This is a genomic window from Flavobacterium piscinae (assembly GCF_004122145.1).
In the GTDB taxonomy this organism is placed as follows: domain Bacteria; phylum Bacteroidota; class Bacteroidia; order Flavobacteriales; family Flavobacteriaceae; genus Flavobacterium; species Flavobacterium piscinae.
Window position 1 is genome coordinate 1 of sequence record NZ_SBKQ01000026.1, and the last position, 1,998, is coordinate 1,998.

The 1,998-nt window shown below is 41.3% G+C and carries 3 protein-coding genes; all 3 read left to right on the forward strand.

All coding sequences use genetic code 11. From position 1 onward, the window contains the following. Positions 1-543 precede the first annotated feature (543 nt). Positions 544-738, forward strand: a complete 195-nt coding sequence (locus tag EQG68_RS14840) for a hypothetical protein (RefSeq protein ID WP_129465665.1) — start codon at positions 544-546, stop codon at positions 736-738. A 4-nt stretch (positions 739-742) separates the two neighbouring features. Continuing rightward, on the forward strand, positions 743-1,357 hold the full coding sequence (locus EQG68_RS14845) for an RCC1 domain-containing protein (protein WP_164975476.1): 615 nt from the start codon (positions 743-745) through the stop codon (positions 1,355-1,357). Continuing rightward, on the forward strand, positions 1,317-1,998 hold a 682-nt coding region (locus tag EQG68_RS14850; protein WP_394343620.1), incomplete at its 3' end, for an RCC1 domain-containing protein. The genes EQG68_RS14845 and EQG68_RS14850, both read left to right, overlap by 41 nt.

Genomic DNA, 1,998 nt, shown 5'->3' on the forward strand with positions numbered 1-1,998 from the left:
ATTCCAACAATCAAAATAATAAATTTTCTGAACACGGATTTTTGAAATTTCTACAATTTTAAAAATCTGTGTTCTTTTATTTAGCGTTTAATTGTATTAAAAATGAGTTTACAAGATTATCATCCTTTTATTAATACCCTAGACGTCTACTGTTTCTTCGATGCTAATGCTCATTTAGGAGGTACAATAATGATATAGACACACAACATCCCGATTGACTTTTCAGGCAACACACCTATATTCCACAAAAAACTCATATATTACATAAAACATACATCCCACAACCAATCCGTTTAATTCGTAAAATACGTGGTTAAACCTAGCACTCTTTAAAGTTTGCAACTCCCTGATTTACAAAGCTTTCAACCTCACAGCAAATCTCAAACTCCCTGCAAAACATCACATATAACAGAAAACAGAAAACCGACAACAGAAAACCGACAACAGACAACCGACAACAGACAACCGACAACAGACAACCGACACCCCCCCTTGCAAATCCAAAATCATTTTAAGATATTTGAAAACCTAAATCATAAAACCATGGCAATTGTTTCAGCTCCCTTTACCATCACAGGAACCATAGGAGACCTTACCTTTTACGTTGACCAAGACAAGGTAAACCGCGTAAAAACGAAAGGAAAACCCGGTATAACCAAAGAAGAATTTAAAAACAATCCGATTTTCGACCCTCCTCTCTCCTTTGGAGAGGGGCTTGGGGTGAGGTTTAACAATTAAAATGATGAAAAAAATACTTCTCTTCATTTCAATATTCAGTAGTCTTAATTTTCAAGCCCAATGCTGGATTCAAATTGCCAGTGGTTCACAAGGTAGCGGTGGTGGATTTCACTGTTTAGGTATTCAAAATGATGGTACATTATGGGCATGGGGGTTAAATGACCAAGGGCAATTGGGTGATGGAACCACCATTAATCGAAACTCACCTACGCAAATTGGTACTGATAACGACTGGATTTTTGTAACCGTAGGTACCAACTCTACCTATGCCCTCAAACAAGACGGCAGTCTTTGGGCGTGGGGTAATAACAGCAAAGGACAACTCAGTGATGGTACCACCACAGGGAGACTGTCACCCGCACAAGTACTACCGGGCACTACTTGGAGTAAAGTTAGTGCAGGAGACCAATTTGTAATAGCCCAAAAAACAGATGGAACGCTTTGGGGTTGTGGACAGGCTAACAATGCAGAAACTGGTTTAGGAAGTGCTACCGAAGTTTTTACTTTCACACAAAATACGACCATCACCGATTGGGAGAGTATTCGCTCTTCTTTTGCTCACACCCTTCTTCGTCGCAGTGACGGAACTATTTGGGGTTTTTGGGGGGGGGGCTGGTAGATTGGCTACGGGTTCTGCTGCAGGTTTAGGCACTCCTACGCAACTACCACAACTCCCTAATGGTGAGTGGTTGCAAGCTATACCTAGCCCGAGTAGTTCCTTATTCAGAAAAAATGATGGCTCAATTTGGGCAGTGGGTCAAAATGTAGCAAACTTGGGTCTTGGTTCAACACAAGCGATTTACTATACTTTAACACAAAGTGGCTCTGCAACTGATTGGCTTAGTATTGAAGATTCCAGTAGACATTCTATGGCTCTCAAAAATAATGGCACGCTCTGGACATGTGGTGGTAACTCAAGTGGTCAATTAGGCTTTGGCAATAACACCTCTGTTTCTGTTTGGACACAAGTAGGCACCTCTACTAATTGGGCTAAAGTAAAATGCGGTAGAGAGCACACCTTAGCTATTGACAATCAAGGCACCCTATGGGCTTGGGGTCGTAATAACTTTGGGCAATTGGGTGATGGCACTACCACTAACCGCACTACGCCTATTCAAATTGGTCAAACCTGCACCTTGAGTGTACCTAGTCACGATCAAAAAGTAATGCAGCTACTGCTAAACCCTGTGGGTGAGCTGGCTCAAATTTCTTTTGTGTATGATGGGGTAAAAAAACTTACTGTTTATAACACCACCGGGC